The organism is Cytobacillus sp. Hm23 (assembly GCF_051842895.1).
Lineage (GTDB): Bacteria > Bacillota > Bacilli > Bacillales > SM2101 > Nanhaiella.
This window is the reverse complement of the sequence record NZ_JBPXRQ010000045.1, coordinates 1-23,749: the sequence shown is the minus strand read 5'-3', so window position 1 is coordinate 23,749 and position 23,749 is coordinate 1. Positions and strand designations below refer to the sequence as shown.

22 protein-coding genes are annotated in these 23,749 nt (G+C 34.7%); 16 read left to right on the top strand and 6 right to left on the bottom strand.

What is annotated here, in order from left to right:
- Window positions 1–7 precede the first annotated feature (7 nt).
- From ACSVDA_RS20720 to ACSVDA_RS20710, 3 genes are read left to right on the top strand one after another with little or no spacing between them, the layout of a single operon-like run.
- Window positions 8–373, top strand: a complete 366-nt coding sequence (locus tag ACSVDA_RS20720) for a hypothetical protein (RefSeq protein ID WP_485885746.1) — start codon at window positions 8–10, stop codon at window positions 371–373.
- 20 nt (window positions 374–393) lie between these two features.
- A complete protein-coding gene (locus ACSVDA_RS20715) occupies window positions 394–1,794 on the top strand; it encodes a hypothetical protein (RefSeq protein ID WP_485885744.1) in 1,401 nt (466 codons plus the stop codon).
- Window positions 1,795–1,798: 4 nt separating this feature from the next.
- A complete protein-coding gene (locus tag ACSVDA_RS20710; RefSeq protein ID WP_485885743.1) occupies window positions 1,799–2,140 on the top strand; it encodes a hypothetical protein in 342 nt (113 codons plus the stop codon).
- Window positions 2,141–2,305: 165 nt separating this feature from the next.
- Here ACSVDA_RS20710 and ACSVDA_RS20705 read toward each other — a convergent pair whose 3' ends face one another.
- Together ACSVDA_RS20705 and ACSVDA_RS20700 are read right to left on the bottom strand one after the other, a co-directional pair.
- A complete protein-coding gene (locus ACSVDA_RS20705) occupies window positions 2,306–3,910 on the bottom strand; it encodes a multicopper oxidase family protein (protein ID WP_485885741.1) in 1,605 nt (534 codons plus the stop codon).
- Between the two features lie 455 nt (window positions 3,911–4,365).
- Window positions 4,366–5,220: an SDR family oxidoreductase gene (locus ACSVDA_RS20700; RefSeq protein WP_485885739.1), complete on the bottom strand. Its 855-nt coding sequence runs from the start codon at window positions 5,218–5,220 to the stop codon at window positions 4,366–4,368.
- Between the two features lie 1,082 nt (window positions 5,221–6,302).
- Here ACSVDA_RS20700 and rsgA point away from each other — a divergent pair.
- The 4 genes from rsgA to ACSVDA_RS20680 all read left to right on the top strand — a co-directional run bounded on the left by rsgA (window position 6,303) and on the right by ACSVDA_RS20680 (window position 9,912).
- The gene (rsgA, locus tag ACSVDA_RS20695; RefSeq protein ID WP_485885737.1) at window positions 6,303–7,367 is read left to right on the top strand and encodes a ribosome small subunit-dependent GTPase A; all 1,065 of its coding nucleotides are present in this window, start codon (window positions 6,303–6,305) and stop codon (window positions 7,365–7,367) included.
- Window positions 7,368–7,380: 13 nt separating this feature from the next.
- On the top strand, window positions 7,381–8,400 hold the full coding sequence (locus ACSVDA_RS20690) for a phosphotransferase enzyme family protein (RefSeq protein ID WP_485885736.1): 1,020 nt from the start codon (window positions 7,381–7,383) through the stop codon (window positions 8,398–8,400).
- 91 nt (window positions 8,401–8,491) lie between these two features.
- Window positions 8,492–8,968, top strand: a complete 477-nt coding sequence (locus ACSVDA_RS20685) for a GyrI-like domain-containing protein (RefSeq protein ID WP_485885734.1) — start codon at window positions 8,492–8,494, stop codon at window positions 8,966–8,968.
- A 233-nt stretch (window positions 8,969–9,201) separates the two neighbouring features.
- The gene (locus tag ACSVDA_RS20680; RefSeq protein ID WP_485885732.1) at window positions 9,202–9,912 is read left to right on the top strand and encodes a class I SAM-dependent methyltransferase; all 711 of its coding nucleotides are present in this window, start codon (window positions 9,202–9,204) and stop codon (window positions 9,910–9,912) included.
- Between the two features lie 224 nt (window positions 9,913–10,136).
- Here ACSVDA_RS20680 and ACSVDA_RS20675 read toward each other — a convergent pair whose 3' ends face one another.
- On the bottom strand, window positions 10,137–10,757 hold the full coding sequence (locus tag ACSVDA_RS20675) for a Type 1 glutamine amidotransferase-like domain-containing protein (RefSeq protein WP_485885730.1): 621 nt from the start codon (window positions 10,755–10,757) through the stop codon (window positions 10,137–10,139).
- A 656-nt stretch (window positions 10,758–11,413) separates the two neighbouring features.
- On the opposite strand from ACSVDA_RS20675, the gene ACSVDA_RS20670 reads away from it, so the two are divergent.
- The 5 genes from ACSVDA_RS20670 to ACSVDA_RS20650 all read left to right on the top strand — a co-directional run bounded on the left by ACSVDA_RS20670 (window position 11,414) and on the right by ACSVDA_RS20650 (window position 18,150).
- Window positions 11,414–12,847, top strand: a complete 1,434-nt coding sequence (locus tag ACSVDA_RS20670) for a carotenoid oxygenase family protein (protein ID WP_485885768.1) — start codon at window positions 11,414–11,416, stop codon at window positions 12,845–12,847.
- A gap of 196 nt (window positions 12,848–13,043) precedes the next feature.
- Window positions 13,044–14,261 (top strand): acetyl-CoA acetyltransferase, encoded by a 1,218-nt coding sequence (locus ACSVDA_RS20665; RefSeq protein ID WP_485885728.1) that lies wholly within the window; start codon window positions 13,044–13,046, stop codon window positions 14,259–14,261.
- 49 nt (window positions 14,262–14,310) lie between these two features.
- Window positions 14,311–15,501, top strand: a complete 1,191-nt coding sequence (locus tag ACSVDA_RS20660; protein WP_485885726.1) for an acetyl-CoA C-acyltransferase — start codon at window positions 14,311–14,313, stop codon at window positions 15,499–15,501.
- Between the two features lie 128 nt (window positions 15,502–15,629).
- The gene (locus tag ACSVDA_RS20655; protein ID WP_485885766.1) at window positions 15,630–16,778 is read left to right on the top strand and encodes an acyl-CoA dehydrogenase family protein; all 1,149 of its coding nucleotides are present in this window, start codon (window positions 15,630–15,632) and stop codon (window positions 16,776–16,778) included.
- A 118-nt stretch (window positions 16,779–16,896) separates the two neighbouring features.
- On the top strand, window positions 16,897–18,150 hold the full coding sequence (locus ACSVDA_RS20650) for an ATP-binding protein (protein WP_485885724.1): 1,254 nt from the start codon (window positions 16,897–16,899) through the stop codon (window positions 18,148–18,150).
- A 160-nt stretch (window positions 18,151–18,310) separates the two neighbouring features.
- Here ACSVDA_RS20650 and ACSVDA_RS20645 read toward each other — a convergent pair whose 3' ends face one another.
- Window positions 18,311–19,069, bottom strand: coding sequence for a carbon-nitrogen hydrolase family protein (locus ACSVDA_RS20645; protein WP_485885722.1), 759 nt, complete (start codon window positions 19,067–19,069; stop codon window positions 18,311–18,313).
- Between the two features lie 456 nt (window positions 19,070–19,525).
- Between ACSVDA_RS20645 and ACSVDA_RS20640 the strand changes: the two genes are divergently transcribed.
- Complete coding sequence (locus ACSVDA_RS20640; protein WP_485885720.1) at window positions 19,526–20,020, top strand: LiaI-LiaF-like domain-containing protein; 495 nt, start codon at window positions 19,526–19,528, stop codon at window positions 20,018–20,020.
- A gap of 67 nt (window positions 20,021–20,087) precedes the next feature.
- Window positions 20,088–20,669, top strand: coding sequence for a GNAT family N-acetyltransferase (locus ACSVDA_RS20635; RefSeq protein WP_485885718.1), 582 nt, complete (start codon window positions 20,088–20,090; stop codon window positions 20,667–20,669).
- Between the two features lie 760 nt (window positions 20,670–21,429).
- On the opposite strand, the gene ACSVDA_RS20630 is transcribed toward ACSVDA_RS20635, so the two are convergent.
- Window positions 21,430–21,699 (bottom strand): hypothetical protein, encoded by a 270-nt coding sequence (locus tag ACSVDA_RS20630; RefSeq protein ID WP_485885716.1) that lies wholly within the window; start codon window positions 21,697–21,699, stop codon window positions 21,430–21,432.
- Window positions 21,700–22,014: 315 nt separating this feature from the next.
- Between ACSVDA_RS20630 and ACSVDA_RS20625 the strand changes: the two genes are divergently transcribed.
- Window positions 22,015–22,818 carry an EcsC family protein gene (locus tag ACSVDA_RS20625; protein ID WP_485885715.1) on the top strand — a complete coding sequence of 268 codons (804 nt, stop codon included), beginning with the start codon at window positions 22,015–22,017 and terminating at the stop codon, window positions 22,816–22,818.
- A 36-nt stretch (window positions 22,819–22,854) separates the two neighbouring features.
- Window positions 22,855–23,118, top strand: coding sequence for a hypothetical protein (locus ACSVDA_RS20620; RefSeq protein WP_485885713.1), 264 nt, complete (start codon window positions 22,855–22,857; stop codon window positions 23,116–23,118).
- Between the two features lie 68 nt (window positions 23,119–23,186).
- On the opposite strand, the gene tnpA is transcribed toward ACSVDA_RS20620, so the two are convergent.
- Complete coding sequence (tnpA, locus tag ACSVDA_RS20615; protein ID WP_485885711.1) at window positions 23,187–23,588, bottom strand: IS200/IS605 family transposase; 402 nt, start codon at window positions 23,586–23,588, stop codon at window positions 23,187–23,189.
- Window positions 23,589–23,749 lie beyond the last annotated feature (161 nt).

Sequence of the window (23,749 nt, the reverse complement as noted above, 5' to 3'; positions counted from 1 at the left end):
ATATTCAATGACTGAACAGCGGAAAACTGGTGAAATCGTAGCGGTCCTGATCTCCATAATTGTTGGCTTATTTGCATTAATTATTAGTCACATATGGAGCATAGCTAATCCGTTAGTAGCAAATCCATATTTATTAAAAATCGGTTCTTGGTTGCCTGGTTGGTGGGGGATTGGAGTATATGCAGGGAAAGAAATGATTGCATTACTAGTTTGGGTGTTAAGTTGGCTTGCACTGCATTTTATGTTAAGGAAAGTTCAGCTTTCATTATTAAAGTGGATATATATTTTTTTGATTAGTATTCTTTTCTTGTTAATCATTACATGGCCACCTATTTATCATGCAATTTGGGGTTGGCTACCGACAAAACCGTAATGAAGTTGGGGGCATATTTGGTGTTATTTCATGGAAAGTATAAAATGAGTCTTGCAATGGTAATTGTAATCATACTGCTACTAGTTTCTTTTAGATTTACGACCATTCCGACCTCGGGGTTTTTAAGTATTGATCAAAATGAAACTCCTCCCTTCAAGGTTGGTGTTATTAGATCATCTGCAGTATCGCTTAATATGGATGAACTTATGGAAAAGCTAAAAGGAATTTCTGTTTTTGCAGGTGCAGATCGGGTAATTACGAATTCAACTAATAAAGAATATTCAAGTTTTTTTTATCCAGTTTATGATGATTTATCAACGGTAAAATCGTTTAATGACAAATATAGTTACCTACCTTATGATATGACAGGAAAATATGGGAGGACTGTTTATGCTATCAATTACGGAGATGCGAAGATGATTTTCCTTCGTGGCGATGAATTGAGAATGGACCAGTCTCAACAATTATCTTGGCTAAATGCAGAGGTGAAAGCTAGCAATCAAATGCATCATATTGTGTTTATAAATAACATACCTCGAAATGTTTCTTTTTGGGATAGCATAAATGATCTCGATATTCATTTAGTCATTACAGAAAATTACCTGTTTACAAGAAAGTCTGATGTGATGCAGGAGCCTTCTGCTTGGAACGATGCATATGACCAAGAATGGGCTGCATGGGAAGTGAATACTAATCCTCGAATAATGTACTTAATGCTTGAAATGTCTAGCGGTGAAATAACTGTAAAAGCACTAAATCAACAGGGAGAAAGCGTAGATAGAATGACATATGATGTCGCAAATAAACAGTCTGAGTTTGTCCATACACATACGGCAGTTCCGATTCAAGCAATGTGGAAGTATCATGAAGGTTCTGATGAAATAAGCTCTTTTATTCATAATGGTTATGATATTTCAGGAGAAACTCCAATCACAAAACGTTATCAAGTTCCCGTTGAAGACTGGCGCAGTAAAATGTATGATGATTCTTCATGGAAAATTGGTAAGGGTCCCTTTGGCTACATGGAGGAGCCTATATATTTAAAAATCAATAAACGATTAACACCAATACATCATTCTGTAACTTACTTTTTTCGTAAGACATTTAACTTTGATGAGGACCTTGAGCAATTAAAGAAGTTATTTTTACACATAACTTTTGAGGATGGGTACGTAGCTTACTTAAATGGTGAAGAAATTAGCCGTGATGGAATGAAAACGGGTCTAGTTACACATCAAACATTGGCTCAGCCAAATGAAACACATTTATACGAAACGAAAGACATTTCTAATCATAGTGATAAGCTAATTTTGGGTGAAAATGTACTTTCGGTTGAGGTGCATAGTAGTCATCCGAAAGCTTCCAACTTTATTTTTGATTTAAGTTTTACATATGAACTAGACAACATAATAGGGGAATAAAATTATGGAGAAAGTGAGATTGTTTTTTCTTAGTTGGATAATATTGATTCAAGGCTGTGGTCAGCCAAATGATCAACAATTGTTACTTGCTACAATTCAGTCTACAAACGAACACCTTATGATAGAAAACGGAGATCATTTTGTGTGGGAGAACCCTGTAATAACGTTAAACGACGAATATTATTATCATATAGATTATGTGCCTAGAGGGAAAATTAGCATTGCATATAATGCCTTTAAAAATGAAAATGGTCATACATTTGAACCAGGTTTACGAAAAGTACGAAAAGTAGAAATCCGAGTGTCTAGATTAAATGAAGAACAGGATTTAACTTATACATGGTAGTTGAGCATGTTATTGTAACATTTGATGCTAAAGGGTGAAACAAATATCGTTAACCTCAGGATTAGTGCATGTTTGGAATTAGGTGGAGTAGGGAGCTCCACCTGGTTCACTGGCTTCACACAAATGCTTGAAATTAATACTCATTGTATAGAAGGTGCACGAACATTAGGTGTTTTTAAATATATGGCTCCATGTCTTATAGTTAATAAGCTTTTTTAACCTGCTTTGTTCTTTTCTAATAACTACGTCAAATGGCCTCATCATTTCATAATCTTCATGCTCTAAAATGTGACAGTGCCAAACGAATCTACCCGTGTAAGGTGCAAATTTAGCAATAATGCGAGCGGTCTCACCATGGAAAACGTTAATAACGTCCTTCCACCCGTGATCATTAGCTGCTGGGGGCATTCTTTCACTAATATATTTAATTTGTTTTGTTTTCTCGTAATGCTCAACATCAAATAGTTGTTTATCTAGTATTTGAAATTTCACAAGGTGTAAGTGAATCGGATGGCCTCCAGTTGTTGGGTTACTCAAGCTCCAAATCTCAATATCGTTTAATGCTGGTTTTTCTGTGATTGGATCATCCCAAGTTTTATAATCTAATAACCGAATTCTGCGGCTATATTGGTCGTCTTGGGCGATAAGCTCTAAATGCCTTGTTCTAATTGCTTCTTGCTCTTTATAAAAATTGATGTTTGTTAATTTTGGTGGAATGGTACTAGTGTCATTGCTTAATAAAGGTAAGGTTACACGAAATTGCATTATAAACCGCGTATTTGACCGATTAATTTCGGGTTCTTCTGGGAATTCATCTTTCGCGTCATTTATTAAGACAATTTTGTTGTGCTTTTGTGAAGAGAAGTCGATAATGACATCAGCTCTTTCTGCAGGGCCGAGGATAATGCTTTTTATAGTAACAGGCTTTTCTAACAACCCTCCATCAGTACCAATTTGATAAAAAGGTTGATTAGAGTCAAGTCTTATTTTATAATAACGAGCGTTCGAGCCGTTGATAAGTCGGAAGCGATATTTTCGTGGTTCAACTTCTAAATATGGCCATACTTTTCCATTGACAAGAATATTTTCCCCCATGAATTTTGCAACAATTGAGGGATAAATATTTGTAGGGTCATCTGCTTCTTTACTTGGATAATATAAAGAGCCGTCTTTATTAAATGTACGGTCTTGGAGCAAAAGCGGTATTTCATATTTATCTTTTGGAAGGTTTAATGACTGCTCATGTTTACTACGGATCAGATAATAACCGGCTAATCCCGCGTATATATTGAGTCTCGTAATACCGATAGCATGATCATGGTACCAAAGCGTTGTGGCATCTTGTAGATTTTCATATTCATACACTTCTTGTTCAAAGAAAGGCCCCACTTGTTTAAATCCATTTGTAAACCAAGCATCTGGGTAACCATCGCTATCTGCAGGGGTTATTCCGCCATGTAGGTGGACAACTGTTCGAACTTCCGGAGTATCTTTTCCTGCGCCATGTACGGTTTTATCGATAGGCAAAAAATGCTTAGATGGTAAATCATTAATCCATTTTACTCTAATTGTCTCACCCTTCGACACTTCGATCACTGGTCCAGGGTAAGTGTGTTCATATCCCCACACACGTGTTTTTGGCATTGAACTATGGAGGGACTGGTGAAATTCTGTCATTGTTACCTCATAATATTTTATCCCATCCTTCACTCGAACTGGTTGTAATACTCTGGGTAATGGTAATTTATCGATAAATTTTAGCAGATTCATCGCATCTTCACCTTTTCTATAAATAATTACTATTATAGTCTATTTTAAAAATAACGTAGTCATGAATGAAAAAATGGATGCGCAGAAGTAACTATACAAGGTCAAGCATGGAGAAGTGTTTTAATTATAGCTTAGATGTTTATTGTTGCGGAGTCATGTGAGGGTAGGTAGATTAAGCTTTAGCTCTAACAAGGTTGACCTTTTTAGACAGGTAGAGTTGAGTTTCCACCTGTCTATTATTATGGCTCTTTTCGTAAACTTCGTTGCTTTTTTCACTTACGTCTGAGGTAGCTAAGGTGTATTATATGATTTTTATTTTAGAGAAAAAAGATACTACGAACCCTCATTGTGTAAGTTTTTTTACTTCAAATGCGTAAAAGCCTTCATTAATGAATTATTTTAATTATAACAAGTTGAACCTATTACTGATGGTTGTTTTTTCACCTTACATTTTGTTATTTTCCTAACATTTGTTTTACAACATCTTTTGTTTGAAGTAGGCCAGTTGGATCTTCTTTTGTTTTATACTGGCAAAATTTTTCAGACCAGTCTGATGTTCTTACCCTTAAAGGTAGCGGATTCGTACTTAGTTGAGATAGGATCACATCTGCAACTTCTGATGGGGATTGATAAATATTATCTGATCGATTTGTCCTTGAGCCCATATAGTCATTAACAACTTGTTCAAAATCATCCTTAGGGAAGCCACCTCCACTAGAGACACCAGCAAGAACACTTTTAGCAAATTCAGATGAAATACCACCTGGCTCAACAACCATGAACTCGACTCCAAAATAAGGAGTTACATAAGTAGCAAGGCTCTCATAGTACCCTTCAAGAGCAAACTTTGTCGCACAGTATATTTCATTTAGTGGTTGTCCAACTAAACCACCAACCGATGAAATTGCTACAATTCTTCCTTTCTTCTTCTCACGCATATAAGGAAGTACAGCTTTTGTACAACGAATTGCACCAAATGTATTTATATCAAATACATTGATATATTCCTCTTCAGAAGATTGTTCAGTCGTTTTGATATATCCAATTCCTGCATTATTTACTAATAAGTCAATATGTCCTTCTTGATTAATTACAGTTTGAATAGCTTGATCTACTGAATCTTGTGACTGGACATCTAACTGCAATAACTCAACTTCTAAACCTGATTGTTGTAATTCTTTAATAGGTTGACCCTTCTCTAAATTTCTCATTGTTGCGTAGACCTTCCAGCCTTCATTTGCCAACTTTTCTGTTAATGAAAGGCCAAGACCAGTCGAGGTTCCTGTTATTACTGCAATTTGTTTTTCCATTATTCATCCTTCTTTCTAATTTATTAACTAACTTGTACTGTCCGAGTAATGTAAATGAGGGATTAGCAATACTTTCAGATATTGTACAACAATGCTTAGCTTATACTGACGTGAATTTTTTAATTACACTCATTTATTCTGTACATAATAAATTACTTATATAATTTATCATGGCATATTGTCTTTTCCACATTAACATAGAATATTCTTTTGCTAAGGCTGTTTTTCTTGATAATAAATAAACACGTATTTAACAGTAGTTTCGTCTCTTTTAAAATAATGACGAGTTCAGAAACCCTCGTTTAGTATGTCTATTCGAATTTATAACAAGATAACTTACTAATAGAGCCTTCTATTATAAAGGAGCATTGCTAATCAAGCTGATTATAAATATTAGAGTATACTCTAAGTCAAGAAGAATAAACTAAAAATCATTTTAAAAAGTGTAGGTATGTTTATTGTTAAGCGGATGTAAATTAATTTCGTGAAAGAAAGTGGATTTTAGTAAATGGAGAACTTCATATAAAAATAAATAAACTCTTTTCGTACACATTGGTAATTTGTGAATCATACTACTCACATTTTCATGCTTAAAATATAAAGGATAGACATGCTACCCAATATCACTTAATTTTTCATGAAAATGAATCATAATATCATGGATACTTCAACGGTTGATTTATTCTATTATAATTGGTATAATTTTCTTACTATTATAGAAGGGAGTGAGAGTTAGCGATGACTAATTTAATGAGGATAACCTTGGGAATTATATATATTGCCTCTCACTCATGCGGAATAAATCATTAGCTTGTCTTTTAATATGTGTTAGAAATGAGTATGGTGTGAGTATGGATTTTTAAGAAAGCTGTTATGAGTCGATTTGGTGTTCGTACGAAGAAGATTAGTACCAAAGAGTTAACAGTGACTATGAGAAGGATGAGTTTTTAAGCCACAAGGTTATTTAATATAGCCTTGTGGTTTTTTAATGCACTCATAAAACAGTTAAAGAATACTTTAGCTTCATTTCCAGTTATTCCTCAATAATATTAGTCAACCAAATTTTAAATGGGGGAAAAAAAATGGAGTTATATTCACAGGGGTGGAATCCTTATTTTGAGAAGCAGCTTAAAAATTTGAAACAAGAAGGTCATCAAGTAGCGAGAATCGTAAAGAAAAATAAAGATAATTATTTAATTGTAGTTAACGGACATCCTCTTACTGCAAAAATTACTGGTAAGTTTAGATATAATGCTAAACTTACAAAAGATTTTCCTGTTGTTGGAGATTGGGTTACGTATGAAAAGAAAATTGATAATGACAACCATGCTTTCATTCATCGAGTTTTAAAAAGAGAGAATGCATACGAAAGAAAACTCCCCATCTCGGGTGGAAGAAAGGTGAAAAATGGTTTGATTGAAGGGGGAAGAACTGAAGAACAAGTTATTGCATCGAATATAGATACTGCATTTATAGTGATGGGGCTAGACGAAAATTTTGACATTCGCAAAGTGGAACGGTTTTTATCGCTCATTTTTCACAGTGGAATACAACCAGTAATTATCTTAAATAAACTAGATTTGTGTACTGACATTCATCAAATTAAAGAACAATTAAATGAAATAGATAATGAAGTCCCAGTTCATTATGTTAGTGCTGAAAAAGATATTAATATGGATGTTTTTTTTGAATATGTTAAGTTCGGAAAAACAGTTATTTTACTTGGATCTTCAGGAGTTGGAAAGTCGACAATAACGAACTTCTTAGTGGGGGAAGAAAAGCAACAAAAACAAGCTATAAGTTCAACATCAGGCAAAGGAAAGCATACAACAACTAGTGTAGAGCTTATTCCTCTTCCTGCAGGTGGGATGATTGTTGATACTCCTGGTGTAAGAGAAGTACAGCTTTGGGGAGATGAAGATATTCTGGAACAAAGTTTTAAGGATGTAATGGAATTAAGTGCCTATTGCAAGTATAGAAATTGTCAACATAGAAAAGAACCTGGATGTGCCATTCTAACAGCGATAGAGCAGGGAAGTTTAAGTCGAAAAAGAGTGGATAGTTACGAAAAGCAACTACTAGAGTTACAAAGACTAGCTATAAAGAGAAGAAACTTTGAGAAGAAAATAAATTACAAAAGAAAATAAGGAGCCTTTGATTATGATGAAAGTTAAATATCTTTTTATTAGTGTAGATTTGGCAGAGATGTTAGTGCAAAACTGGGAAAATGATATAGGTTCAATCGCAGCATTTAGAATATCCTCCAATGCGATTTACACGTTTAAGTACAAAGGTGAGACAAGGTTTTTAAGATTTTCACCGAAAACAGAAAAGTGTAGAGAGAACATTTTAGCGGAGCTTGAATTTATTACTTACTTACGCAGTAAACGATACGACGCATTAGAGGTCGTAAATGTAAAAAATGGTGTGGATCTTATTGAGGCACAAACTCCTTGGGGTGTTTATTATGCTTCTGTATTTAAACGAGTAGCAGGAGTACCTATAAATAAGACTGATTTTAGTGATCATGTCTTGTTTAGCTATGGAAAAGCACTAGGGAAGCTTCATCAGTTAGCTTGTGATTATAAGCCTGTAAGGAACACACGCTGGTCGTATAGTGATGTGTTACATTGGATAGATCATACGTTGAGTCACTTTCCAAACGAAACTGCAGCTAAGGTGGAAACATCTATGCTTAAGCAATATTTTAAAACTATTCCTGTAACAAAACACAACTTTGGTTTAGTTCATTATGACTTTGAATACGATAATGTTTTCTACGATGAACCTTCACATTCCTGTCATATCATCGATTTTGACGATGCTATGTATCACTGGTATGTCATGGATATAGTTCAAGCTCTTGATAGTATAAAAGAATGTATGTCTGATGACAACTATCAGGTAAAGAAGAAACAATTTTTGGCAGGATATCTTACTGAATATGAAATCTCAGAAGATATGATGTCAATCATTCCTGCATGTAAACGTTTTGCTAACTTATATGGGTATGTACGTGTCTTACGATCACTAGATGAACAATGGAATCATGAACCTCAGTGGCTAATTAAGCTGAGGAAAAATTTAACCAAATCTATAAAGATTAATTCATTAAACTTTGGAACAGAAATAAAACAGGAGGGGAGTTTTGGTATTGTAGATCAAAGCACCACACTATAATAGTTTAATATTCAGAAAATGATTTACAACACTTTTTCAATCAATTAGACTAAGACTTGTATAAATTAACAATTTTTTTGGAGGTGGAAGTATGCAAAACATAGACCATATGAAGCCTGTACTTATTGAACATGAAGAAATAAAACTTATAGGAATTCCGTGTATAAGCTTAAAGGACATGAAGAGTAAATATGAAAATGCAAAGGAAAGCTTGTTTGCTATATCCCAGTATATGCCACAAGTTGTGAACGAGCGAATTCATTACGGAATTTGGCCAATAACAGAATTACAGGATAATCCTGAAACACATGCATATATTCTCTGTGTTGAAGTAAAATCTTATGATGGCATACCTGAGTGGTTTACGAAAATCACTCTACCTAAGCAAAGTTGTGTTGTAGTAGCAAACAACGACCATGATTTTAATGCTGCAGGAGAAGCATTATATTCCTTTGTAGAAAAAAATAACCTAGAGTTAAGCTCTAACGGTCGAGAGTATCGAATTTGTGAAAAATACGACTATGATGTAGATGGATATGTTCGTTATTCGCTTCCAATTGTTTCATAATCTAAGCTGCAATTTGTATAATTGATAGAAAATAAAAGGGCTAAATACGAGCCCTTTTATTATTTGGGATGTATCTCGTTTGAGATAACTTTTAAAGTCTTTTTAAGCCTATAGAATGAGAAAATAGTATACTTGTTTAATTGTTCTAAAATAGCATATATATTCTTATTTAGGAACGATACTTAATTACAATATTAATATGAGTTTTGATGTCTTTAGGAGGAGGAATGAACATGCCCAATAAAACTGCTGAAACGTTTAATCTGTTAGCTAAAACATACGCAGAAAATGTTGATAATGACAGTCCTTATAACGCTTTTTATGAACGGCCAGCAATGATGGAATTGTTGCCAAAACATTTACATAATAACAATGTTCTTGATGCTGGTTGTGCAGCTGGGTGGTATGCAGAGGCATTAGTTAAACGAGGAGCTAGTGTTACAGGAATAGATATAAGCCCTCGTATGGTTGAAGTAGCTAAGCAAAGGCTAAATAATAAAGCAAGTATATTGTGTCAAGACCTCGAAAAGAGCTTGCCATTTGAAAATGATGAATTTGATGTTATTGTTTCTTCATTAACACTTCATTATATTAAAGACTGGGAATTCACATTTAGTGAGTTTAAAAGAGTATTAAAGCCTCATGGAACTTTGTTATTTTCAGTACACCATCCTTTCATGGAATTTACTCATTTAAAATGTGAGGACTATTTTGAGCAGAGAGTGATATCAGATATATGGAGAAAACAAAATATTACAATTGAGGTACAATATCGAGGTAGACCTTTACAGCAAATTATAGCTGATACGGTAAAATATTTTACTATAGAAGAAGTGGTGGAACCTCAACCGTTGGAAATAATGAAAGAAGATTATTATGATGCATATAAGTATTTAATGAAAACCCCTCACTTTATCATTATTAAAGCAGAATCAAAAAAGTGAGTACAATGCTAACTAGAATTGAGTAAAATATCAATTATTTAAGATGCAGTTGGATAATAAAAAGTCCTTTTTAGGCTTTTTTACATGCCAAGTAACATGAATAATATTATATTCATTATCAAGATGTCACTTTTTTTCGAATAAAAAGCGATTTTTAATGGTAAAATACAAAACTAGAATTTAGTGGTTCCCTAATTCATGGTTGTATAACAAACTCTAGATATTTAGGTCAATATGTGCTTAGTTCCCTTACTAAAATAAAAAATATTGTTAATTGGGGTAATTATTTGTTCTTCCCACATTATTGCACTACCATTGGGTATAGCGTATATGTCCTGATTTGCTGATAAAAAGAGTAACTCCCGATCAATATTTTCGTCATAGTGAACTTCTACACAAAAGTCTACTAACTCTAAGCCTTTGATTACTTGCGTTTGTGGATAATCGTCATCCTTTGTGATTAAACAATTTTTACTAAAAACTAAGGCTCCTGCACTAACTCCGACCATTATTCCTGAAAAACTTTTAATACTGTGTACCAACCCTTTCGTAAGCAACCTTTCCATTAACTTTTCAGGTCTTCCTCCTGTGAAAAAAAGTATATTATGACTTTCTATTTCATTTTGCATCGCTTCATTTGAAAGCTGATAATCGAGAAGTTTAATATGATGAATCCCGAAATTGTCAAATGTTTCTCTTACAAATTTAAACCATCTATCAACTTTGAACTCTTCTGTCGCAAAAGGAATTATTAAAAGTCTATCTTCTGCTTTGACGTGATATGCTAAAAGTTTATTACAACATCGAGTTCCCCTGTATGAGGATCTCCTCCCCCGATTAAACAAAGTTTCATTTTTCGTTTCTCCTCGTATTTTATTGTATTAACACATTTTTTAGGTTTCTTATTAGAGTAAATTTCCAAGGTGAAAAAATTGAAAGTAAGGCATGATTAAAAAGTCTTATAATCATAAACCAGCATTTATTAAATGAGCTTATTTGTCTAAAAAACTCGAATTTTTTTACTAGATATAGCTCCAATATTATGTCATTATTATGAATAATAAGTTATTTACTCAGGAGTAAGTAAGGTTGTTTCTAATATTAAATTACCTATCTCATTACCTACAAATCTATTAACTTCAATCATTTTAACATCTATTCTCCAACTTTGATTTAGGCTCTTTTCGTAAACTTTGTTACTATTTTTTTGTAAATGGACAATATGATAAGTTTTATTAGAGCTTAAGAACTGTGAAGGTAGAAAAGGTGCCCCTAACACTTACGCGCTTATTTCTATGAATTTATAGCAACAACCGATGTGAAAACAGACTGGATTTAGGTAGGACTTACGTAGATGAATTTTCTAAACGCTAATGATAACTACTAATTAGTTTGTGTGTATTTTGTCGCTTTGTAAGAAAATTTCTTATATAACTGATAATCGGTTTAACGTCACGAATTGACAAATTAATAATTTATGTGGAGGGGGAAAAGGGTGAAGATGAAAAATGATATGATTGATTTCGCACTAGAAACAAATGTGAATCCGTATTTATTGGGAAAATATGAGCCTATACATGATGAAGTTTTTGTTGAAGATTTAGAAGTCATTGAAGGGGAGATTCCCAGAGATATAAATGGAATTTATGTGAGGAATGGTCCTAATCCCAAATATGAAACGAGAGGCAGATACCATTGGTTTGACGGTGATGGTATGCTTCATTCAGTTCAACTTCGTGATGGAAAGGTAAGCTATCGAAACAGATGGATTAAAACAGCTGCGTTTGAAAGAGAAGCCGCTGTAGGAGAATCAATATGGTTTGGGCGTATGGAATCCATGGTGAAGAACCCAAAGGATATGCCACTAAAGGACACATCAAATACCGATGTTGTTTTCCATAATAAACAACTGATGACCTTGTGGTATATGTCAGGTAAACCATACAAAGTTAATCCACAAACGCTTGAAACGTTAGGAATTGAGGATTTTGGAGGAAAGTATAAAAATAATATATCAGCGCATACGAAAGTAGATGAACAAACAGGTGACTTAATGTTTTTTGATTATGGACCATTAAGGTCATCGTTGACATATGGAGTTGTATCGGCTTCGGGCATTTTAACGCATTGTGTAGATGTTGATTTACCTGGTCCACGCCTTCCTCATGATATGGCAATTACAGAAAACTATTCGATATTAATGGACTTACCGTTATTTGCGGACCCAAATGCAATTAGCAAAGGCCGATACAAAGTCGAATTTCACCGAGACGTACCTAGTAGATTTGGTATTATTCCTCGTTTTGGGTCAAATGAAAATATTCGATGGTTCGAAGCAGAGCCTTGCTATATATATCATACGATAAATTCTTGGGAAGAGGGAGATGAAATCGTCTTACTCGGTTGCAGAGTTGAGGAACCAATGCCTGAAGTAACAAAAAATGCTAGTCCTCTTGCGAGAATGTTAGCCTATTTACAGTTAAATGCTAGGTTATACTATTGGCGTTTTAATTTAACAACAGGCATGGTTAAAGAAGGACTACTTGATGATGTAAATACGGAATTTCCTACCGTGAACTTGAACTTCGTAGGCAGAAAATCACGCTATACGTACAATGTTCATATTTCTAACGAACAAACGTTATCGTTTGATGGCCTTGTAAAGTATGATACTGAAAAACAGAACTCTGAAACGCTCATGTTTGGGAAAGGACGATACGGAAATGAAGCAGCTTTTGCTCCACGTCAGAATTCAAATTCAGAGGATGACGGTTATTTAATTACGTTTGTTCACGACGAAGTAGAAAATCAATCTGAGTTATTAATTATTGATGCTCTTAATTTTGCTAATGGGCCAATCGCAAGGGTGAAAATTCCTGTAAACATTCCGATAGGGTTTCATGCATGCTGGGTCCCAGGTGAAAAGATAGATTAAGATACTGAATAGTTAGTCATCAGTAAAAAGATTTACTTGTTTGAAGTTCGTATAAAAAGGGTGCTATGGATAAAACAATTTGACTAAGTTTTTTTTCGTAAACTCTGATGCTAATGTTACTAAAAAATACAGGTCCCACAAAGGTTAGTTGTGTACTGACGACTACAGCCTAGATGAAAATATAGGAGGAAATTTATTGTATATATTAGGAGGTTACCAAACAGATTTTGCGAAAAATTGGAGTCTGCTTGATTTATCTGTATTTGACATGATGAAGGAAGTAGTAGAAGGAGCATTGGCGAATACAGATATTTCTCCCCTTGAAATTGATACTGCACATATAGGAAATTTTGCTGGGGAACTATTTAATAAACAAGGACAATTAGGAGGTTTATTTGCAGCTATCCATCCAGAATTTGCTGGAATCCCAGCATCACGTCATGAGGCTGCGTGTGCATCAGGTAGTATGGCGATACTTTCAGCTTCTGCTGAAATTGAGGCTGGACGTTACGATATAGCTTGCATTATTGGAATAGAAGAGATGAAAAATGTTCCAGCAAGGAAGGCTGCAGAATACTTAGGGTCTGCGTGTTGGCTAGGAAAAGAGGCGGTCAATGCAACATATCCATGGCCATATCTCTTTAGTGAAATTGCTGAAGAATATGATAATAGGTATGGGTTGTCTAATATGCATTTAGCTGAACTCGCTAAGAAAAATTTGTATAATGCGCAAAGTAACCCAAATGCACAAACAAGAAACTGGAAACTAGATAAAGAGAATTTTCTAGAAGATGAACAGAAAAACCCAGTAATTGAGGGAAGGCTTCGGCAAATTGACTGCGGGAGAATTACTGATGGTGCAGCATGTATTATTCTAGCTTCAGAAGCTTATGCAATTGAATATGCAAAGCGTAAAGACATTAGATTATCAACAATACCTAAAATTAAAGGATGGGGACATAGGACTGCTACCATGCTTTTAAGGGATAAAATGCAAGGAAGTAGAGATTCACCGTATGTTTTTCCTCATGTAAGAAGAACAATTTTAGATGCTTTGTTTAGATCGAATATTAAAAGTATTGATGAACTAGATGTAATAGAAACACATGATTGTTTTACGATCTCAGAATATTTGGCTATCGATCATTTTGGTTTAACAGCTCCGGGGAGAAGTTATGAGGCAATTGAATCTGGCATGATAACAAAAGATGGAAAGCTCCCAATTAATCCAAGTGGGGGGTTGATAGGGGCAGGTCATCCGGTTGGGGCAACAGGGGTTAGAATGCTTTTAGATGCTTATAAGCAGGTGACGAACACGGCAGGAGATTATCAGATAGAGGGCTCAAAAAATGTTGCTACGCTGAACATAGGTGGTAGCACAACTACAAGTGCAAGTTTCGTAGTAGGGGTGTAGCTTACTTCCCTATTTAATACAATAATTTGTATATGAAGGTGGGGAGATAATGGAAGCATATATTTTTGATGCAATTAGAACACCGAGAGGTTCAGCCCGAAAAAATGGCTCTTTACGTTCGATCAAACCTATCAATTTAATAAGCCCGTTGTTGAACGAAATTGTCCGACGAAACGACTTCGATGCTAAAACAATCGATGATATAATTCTAGGCTGTGTTACCCAAACGAAGGAACAAGGTGCAAATATTGCTAGAGTAGCTGCACTTCATGCTGGGCTACATCATTCTGTTGGAGGAATGACGGTAAATCGATTTTGTACTTCTGGATTAGATGCGATCAGTATTGCAACACAAAAAATTGCAACAAAAACTGATCATTTAATCATTGCAGGAGGTGTAGAATCAGTTTCTCGCGTGCCAATGTTTTCTGACAAAGGAGCCTGGTTCACGGATAGAGAAGTAATGCAAACTACTCAGTTCGTTCATATGGGTGTTTCAGCAGATATTATGGCATCTTTGTATTCAATTTCAAGAAGAGACGTTGATTTATATAGCATTGAATCGCATCGAAGAGCTAGTAGAGCAACGAAGGAAGGATATTTTAATAAATCTCTCATACCTGTGTATGCACAAGATGGTAGTTTATTATTAACACAAGATGAATGTTTTTTAGAGCATGTTAACGATAAAACTTTTTCTTCCATAGAACCGAGCTTTAAAGGAGGTGAAACAGATAAAAACGTATTATCTTCTATACCATCACTAACTGAGGTTACTCCTACACACCACTGGGGAAGTTCTCCTGCATTAGCTGATGGTGCTTCTGTCATTTTAATAGGTTCAAAAGAAAAAGGTGAAGAACTTGGACTACACCCGAGAGCTAAAATACGCATGACTGCAACTACGTCGGTGCATCCTCTTCTTCTTACAGGGGGATCAAATGCAATTGCCAAAGCACTTGATAATACGAATTTAACTGCCAAAGATATAGATATTTATGAGTATAATGAAGCTTTTGGTGCTACTGTCTTACACTTCGTTAATGATTATAATCTTGATCATGAGAGAGTAAACAGAAATGGCGGCGTCATATCAATGGGGCATGCATTAGGTGCAACTGGAGGAATGCTCCTTACCACTTTATTGGACGAAATGGAGAGAGTAGATTATGAGCTTGGTGTAGTAGGGATAAGCGGTGGGGCAGGTGTAGGGGCAGCAATAATTATTGAACGAGTATAACTATACACATTTTCTAGGTGTAGAATTGTATCCATAGAGATTAATGGAAACGATAACATTACTAAGTGAACCATTGTTATTGTATAGGATAATAATTATTAGGGGGAATGTAAGTGAATACTACAGTTATGCATGAAAATAAATTGTTTAACAAGGAACACCATATATTTCGCCGTTCATTACGAAAATTTTTGGAGAAAGAAGCTTTGCCTTATTTTGAACAATGGGAAGAAGAGAAATGTATTCCTCGAAAATTTTGGAAGAAGATGGGTGAGCAAGGATATTTATGCCCTTGGGTTGAAGAGAAGTATGGTGGAATCAATGCAGACTTTGGTTACTCGGTTATCATTGGAGAAGAGCTTGACAAAATAGGGGGAGGTCTAGGAGGAATAGGCTTACATAATGATGTTGTTATGCCTTATATCGACTCCTATGGGACAGAAGAACAGAAGAAAAGATGGTTTCCGCCAGCTCTAACAGGTGATCTTATTTCAGCAGTAGCAATGACCGAACCGGGCACTGGGTCAGATTTACAGGCTGTAAAAACAACAGCTATTCGTGACGGCGACTCCTACATTCTGAATGGTGAAAAAACATTTATAACAAATGGGATACACTCTGACCTCGTCATCGTCGTTTGTAAAACAGACCCACAAGCAGAACCTGCATATAAAGGTGTAAGTTTAATCGTCGTTGAAGATGGCACACCTGGATTCAAAAAAGGAAAGCAACTAAAGAAGGTTGGGCTACATTCTAATGATACTTCAGAGCTAATATTCGAGGATTGTCGAGTGCCAGTTACAAATTTATTAGGTGAAGAAGGAAATGGCTTTTATTATCTTATGGAGAAACTTCAGCAGGAACGACTCGTTTTAGCAATCGCAACTCAGGCTTCATGCGAAAGGATGCTTGAAATAACAATAAACTATGTGAAGCAGCGTGAGGCATTTGGTAGACCTATCGGTAAATTTCAAAACACGCGTTTTAAATTGGCAGAGATGGCTACTGAAATACAGATTGGTAGAACATTTGTTAATGATTTGATTAGCAAGCATATGAATGGTGAACATGTCGTTACTGAAGTTTCAATGGCAAAATGGTGGATAACTGACCTCGCTAAAAAGGTAGCGACTGAATGTATGCAGTTACATGGTGGCTATGGTTTTATGGAAGAATATGAGATTGCTAGAAGGTTTAGAGATGTACAAGTGGGCTCAATATATGCTGGTACAAACGAGATAATGAAGCAAATTATAGCAAAAAACATGGGGCTATAATGGACTAATTCCATAAAAACAAAATAATGTGCAAAAATAATTAATATGTAAATAGCACAAGTACCATGGACAAAACCCCTTTGAAGAAAGTAAAAAAAATGATGTGGAGAAAATTTCAATGTTAGCAGAAAAGTTGTTTTTACATGTATTAATTATTTTTGCACCAGTGTTATTTTATTTTGTTATTTTTGAAAACAAAAAACTAAATATCTTTAATCCTTATATATATGGTTTGATGCAAGGTACAGCAGCAGCGCTTTGTATGTTATTTTCAACATATAATTTTGGTTTGTATTGGGATTTAAGATATGTCCCTCTCGTATTATCATTTCTATACGGCGGACCAATTAGCGGGTGCATTGTAGTATTCTTTATTATTATGACTAGAACATATATGGGTGGAGAAGCTTTATTTTACGGATATATTAGCGTGCTGTTGGCAGCTTCCATTCCAATGTTCTTTTCTATGCGCTTTTGGAATTATGAGAAGAGTAAACGTATTGTTATAGCAGTCATAGTAAGCTTTTGGCCTGCATTTATTCAGCTTGGGATCTTAGTTAGTTGGCTTATATTTGATGGCAGTATAGATGGGGATGTTAAACAATTATTTTTTTATATTATAATTTTTGGAATCATCCTTAACATAGGTATTGGATTTGCAGCTAAGCTGTATGAAGTAGTTATAGAAAGAGAAAGAATGAAACAAGAAATACAAAATGCTGAGAAATTAAACACGATAGGAGAGTTAGCTGCCTCCATCGCCCATGAAATTAGAAATCCATTGACAGTGGTTAAGGGGTTTCTTCAGTTAATGGAGAAACAACAAAAGAGTGAAAATCTTGAATATCTCAGAATCGTCCTTAGTGAACTTGGAAGGGCAGAATCTACTATTAGTGATTATTTGAACTTTGCGGAACCTCAGTTTGAAAAAATTGAGAGTTTTCCTTTAAATGAGGTTATTATTGATGTTTGTAAATTACTAGAGCCATTTGCTTCTAAAGAAGATATACAATTGAAGACTTCCTTGAACTCTAGTGACCATGTATTAACCGACCGAAATCAAATCAAACAAGCCTTTGTCAATATTATTAAAAACGCAATTGAGGCCTCAGAAAACGGAGGAAGTGTAAATATTACTGTAACGAGTGAAGGTATGTACTTCTATATAATAATCAAGGATACAGGAAAAGGGATGACTAAAGAACAGCTTAATAGAATAGGAACATTATTTTATACAACCAAGGATAAAGGTACTGGGTTAGGTACGATGGTTTCGATTAGAATAATACAATCAATGGACGGGAGAATTAGTTTTGAAAGTCAACCTGATGTAGGCACAGAAGTAAAGATCGTCTTACCACGATTAAGGTAATAATAGTCCCAAACAAAGGTAAGAGACTATTATTGACTGTTGTTTTTCAAACTAAGAAATAAGCGATATACATTTTTCACAAGAATAATGCAATTAAATCTTAGCTAATTAAGCTACTTTAATAAAAATAGAATCAAAGCGTTTTGATTTAATATGGAGCTTATGATAATAAATCGGGTTTGAAGCGGTTTGCTAGCAACCTAGTCGCTAGCTTTGTGTCAATATCATAAACTAATAATTCCTGTGCATTCTGTTGTCCAACTATTAATCGTTCTCCTGATGGAGAGATTAAAGAAGAGGTGCTTTTTTGATTTTCTAAAGCATAATTTACACTCGCAAAATAAATGTCATTTTCTAAACTTCTACACACCATGGCTTGATTAAAAAATTCGGGATTATCAACACGACCTGTATATTGAGGATGAAACACAATGCTTGCACCACGCATAGCTGCCCACCTAACAGTTTCTGGATATCTAAAACCTTCATGGCAAATGACAATGCCAAATTGCACATTATTAATTTCGAATATATAACGCCCATCTCCAGGGACATAACCGAAAAAGTCTTCGTCTGGAGCAATTTGGTTTTTAGTTTGATACCCTAGTATTTCACCATCATTATTTATTACAAACGCAACGATATGGAATCCAAGTTCATCTTGCCACTCCATGGGAATAATTACGGCAGTTTTTGTTTGCTTAGCTAATGAACAAATTTTTTCTAATGCAGAGATTTGAAAACTGTGATTGTATTCATCAACTTTATAACCAACTCCTCTTAACCCAGGAATGATAGATTCAGGAAAGCAAATAAGGTCACAGTGATGATGAGAGGTCTGTTGTATCATTTGCTTAACAGTTTCTAACCCCTCGCTTGCTGATTTTGGAAACCTTGTTTGAGCCAATCCGATTTTCATAACCAAAACCTCCATTTGTGTAAAGAATAAGTAAATAAACCTTTTTGCCTTAGGTTCTTTTCGTAAAAATTCTTCCTTTTTTCACTTCATTTGAATCACTTAAACGAGGATGCATTTTCAAGGTATTTAGAAGAAAAGATGTCCCGACATTTAAGTTGTATCCCGTTTAGTTTTCTTAGCACATTAACCAATAACCAGTGAGAAGAAATGGAGTCACGAGCGTAAGGTTTATATAAAACGATTATTACAATTACAATTAGTATATCATAAAGAAAAATATGGAAAAGACTTACTGTTAACATATGAAATTGCAAAGCCTTAATCGTTGTAAAGAGCTCCCTAATGACAAAGCTTACTTGGATGATTATGGGTTGTAAACTAACAATTCCCAAGAATATGAATTATAATAAATATATAAGCATACCATTGTAATACGATCAAGAGGGGGAGATAGTAATGAGTAGAATAACTAGCGGCTTGTTATTAATAATAATTGGTATCTTTTTTTTGCTAGATACATTTGATGTGATCAATAATTTTTGGGTAACTCTTTGGCCTTTGACATTGGTTATTGTTGGTCTTGGATTTCATATTGGATTTTTCGCAGGGGGAGCTAAAAGGAGCTCTGCTGGGGTTCTCGTTCCTGGGGGTATCTTACTCGTTATTGGCTCAGTAATGCTCTTTCACACAACATTCGGCTGGGGTTATGCTATAAATACTTGGCCTATATATTTGCTGGCAGTTGCTTTAGGGTTATTTGAATTATGGCTATTTGGAGGTCGGGAAAACGGTTTACTAATCCCAGTCTCTATATTATCATTTCTAGGTATCTTCTTTTTTATCGATACCTTATTACCAATATCAATTTTTGAGTTTTGGCCTGTAGTGCTAATTATAATTGGACTTGGTATGTTATTTAGTACCAAAAAGAATAAAAATATGGACATCTAATGTATGGCGTATGTTCAACAATAGAAAATTACTCCTAAGTTGAACAGTCTTTGAAAGGAATTTACATATGAAACTAGTTGGAAATAAAGTAATATTAAGATCAATTGAACAGCAGGATCTACCAGTTTTATGGGATTTTATTTATGGAGAAGATGTACCAGAATGGAAAAAATGGGATGGACCTTATTTTCCTTTAGAAAAAGAAAGTATAGAAGAGTTTAAAGTGAGTATGGCAAAGCATATGCAAGAAGCGAGTTTGTTTGCAATAGAGGTGAATGGTAAACTAGTAGGTACGACAACTTATTATTGGGAATATAAGCCAACTCGATGGCTTGAAGTTGGCATAATTATTTATGACCCAAATTATTGGAGTGATGGTTATGGAACTGATGCTTTAATATTGTGGGTGACAGAAATGTTTAAACGTTTTCCGATCGAACGGGTTGGTCTAACAACTTGGTCAGGTAATGAACGAATGATGAAATCAGCAGAAAAGCTTGGAATGAAGCTTGAAGGGCGTTTAAGAAAATGTCGTTATCATAACGGCATTTACTATGATTCTATTAAGATGGGTGTTCTACGTGACGAATGGGAGCAACTGTACAATGTTGATTTGAGTAACATTCAAAACGAGCAGCCACAACCGTAAAAGAGACTATTTTATACAATAGTGCATTAATAAGCTATCAAATAGGAAAAACATATTCTTACATAAAATGTCTTACGTGTATATTCATGTAGTTTTTTAATTGTGGATCTAAAAATTTAGACGTCCAAATATGACGGTTTTGTAGTTGTTTCTCAGCTCTAACTACGAAAAGCAACAATCATTGCGAAAGCAGCCTTATCTAAGGGTTTTTTCGTAAACAGTGTTACTTTTTTTCCTATATTTATCTTTTTCCGGTAGAAGACTCTCACCTCAAGGAATGAGAAGGGCGAAGCCAATGAGTAGGTGTGAGATGAATGTCGGTTGGCGTCAGCCAGAACTATTGGTAGAATATACTTGTACAGATTGCTCTTTGAAAACTGAAGATATGAGGTTGTTGTAGGAATTCGTCTGCAACGTAAAATCTTCAACGCTCCATCGCCCACGCTCGCCGAAGTTGCGAAAACCAAGCTAAAGTAGGGAGCGTGTGAGTAAACGTACAAGCTTTGCTTTCAGGGTAGGGACTACCCGTAGAGCCTGCTAAATAACTTGCGGTTACGCTAGTGTTCGCAGGAATCTCCCACTTCAAGCGAAGCTAAGTGGTGAGTAGTTCAAGTATAACGGATTTGTATTAAATGATTTTTAAAGTCCTTGTCCTTGTAGAAGGCAATATGCCCCGAATGTTAGTTATATTCGTGTGTTAAGCTCCTAATTCGATAAGCAACATTTAATACTTAAGCAGCCTATATAATAGAGGTCAAGTTCAATATTTTTTAACTAGACCAATAGTTGTTGTGAACATCCCTCCCAAAGTAGTTAAGATCCCAACTGATAAACAGCTAGCAAAATATAATTTAGTAGCCAATAACATATCACTCGGGTCAGGGCTTCTTACGGATGAATGATTAAAAAATTTATTACGCATGAGATAATCTGCAAAACTATAGCTTTTAAATATAATTATGATACCAAATATTATTAAACCAGTTCCTGCAACAATAGTAATAATCTTTGAAAGATCCTTTTGTGACAATTCAATCCCCCCTAGAGAGTATTGTAATGGAACAATCTCCCAACGTAAATCTTTTTTATACACTTTTTCAAAATTACGTTACCAACTGTTGCAAATTTTAAAGGCGATTGATGGAGAAGTATAGTTATTACTTTGTTCAGTCGTATTGGACAAATTGTAGAAGTACATAATGGGTTAAGAGTTTGAATTGATTGATTTTGTTTGATTGATAGTATGACACAAAAAGGGATTGTATAACACACTTTAAACCTTTATTATTTTAGTACGTATGTTAGAAAATCTACTATAATTCCATCTTTGAAAGGACGCACATAAATGATCGAAACGATAACATATTTAAGAAGCGAGTTAAAGACTTGTGAAGACTGGGAAAAAGATCAGAGTGATTTATGGTTTTGGGATAAGCTCGGACGGCTACCTTTCAAACTGATTGACAGATTCACGCCTAAATTCATCCAAAAGAAGGTTGGGTTGATTCTTGATGAGCTTGGCTCATATATCCAATCAGGAGGCACTTATTTAAGCTCGATAGTTGCATTGAAAAATTATTATCCTAATCAAAATATCTTAACTTTAGAGGATGTAGAAAACCTGCCTATCGCGAGTATGGATGAAGCCGCTGCAAGGCTATCAATAAATCGAAAAAGAGCAGCCACTTTGCAGGGGGCAAGTACTGGAGTTGGAGGTATATTCACTCTAACTATTGATATACCTATGTTGCTAGGCATACAATTAAAAACTCTTCAGGACATTGCGATCTGTTATGGTTTTGATCCTACAGATAAAAATGAAAGAATTTTTATCGTGAAAGTTTTGCAATTTATTTCTGCTGATATTGTTGGAAAAAAAGCTATTTTACAGCAGTTGTCGATGTTTGACTCTAATCAAAATGAACAAAGCAGAGAAGTTGTTTCAGAACTTCAGGGATGGAGAGAAGTTGTATTTTCATATCGTGATCAAATTGGCTGGAAAAAGCTTTTTCAAATGATCCCGATTGCTGGACTCCTGTTTGGTGCTTTTATAAATCGCTCTGCAGTAAATGATATAGCCGAAGCAGGTACCATGATGTATCGAAAGAGGGCAATCCTTAAGCGTATAAAATTGCAAGAAGAAGAATAACTAAGAGCAAGGGAGAGTATGCCTTCTTCTTCTACATTGAAGCAAATACGGACATTTAAAGAAACAGGAGTAGGTACATATCATGAAAATGTTTTTATAAATAGTAGGAGTATTGAAATGGGGATTGTTCAAATAAATGTACTATTACTAATCAGTGGTATCATAATGTTGAACATTGGGTTTGATATAAGAAAAAGGTGGCTTATTTTTCTAGCCATCATTTTTCTTGTGATATCAATTGGCTTCTTTGGAATATGGTTTATCCATACAATATCTATGATACCAAGTGATTTTCATTGAACAAGAAAATAACGACGCATTCCCCTTCAAAATCTATTTGATTTAGTGGGGGTTAGTCGCTAAGGTCTTCATTCACCTTGTTCTTCAATGTATTTTTTTATTATGTCAATGGTAGCTCCTCCTGTAGTTAAAACCATATAACTACGGTTCCAAAAATAAGGTTTCCAATAGTATTTCGAAAGTTCCTTTTGGAACTCTTTTCTTATATATCTTGATGTTACAGTTTTATAGCTATTTATCGTATTAGCCAAGTTTATTTGTGGTGGAGCATCAAATAAAATATGAATGTAGTCCTCTTCTCCGTTCATTTCAATAATCTCGCAATTCCATTTTTCAAACAAGGACTCAGTGATTTCTTTTAATCGTTTCATAATATCTTCTGATATACATTTATGTCTGTATTTTGTAACTACAACTAAATGGTAGGTTAACTTATAATATGCATGTCTATTCTTGTTATAATTAATCATTTCAATCCCCTTTAAATATACAACTAATGCTTGAGTGATATCATTAAAATATCATATTATAGATTTTTTCGGAAGGAGGGTTTGAAAATGAAAATAGCTAAAACACTTAGATGTAAAGTTATCAATCAGTCTCGCATTTTCGATGCAACGGTTGATATTTA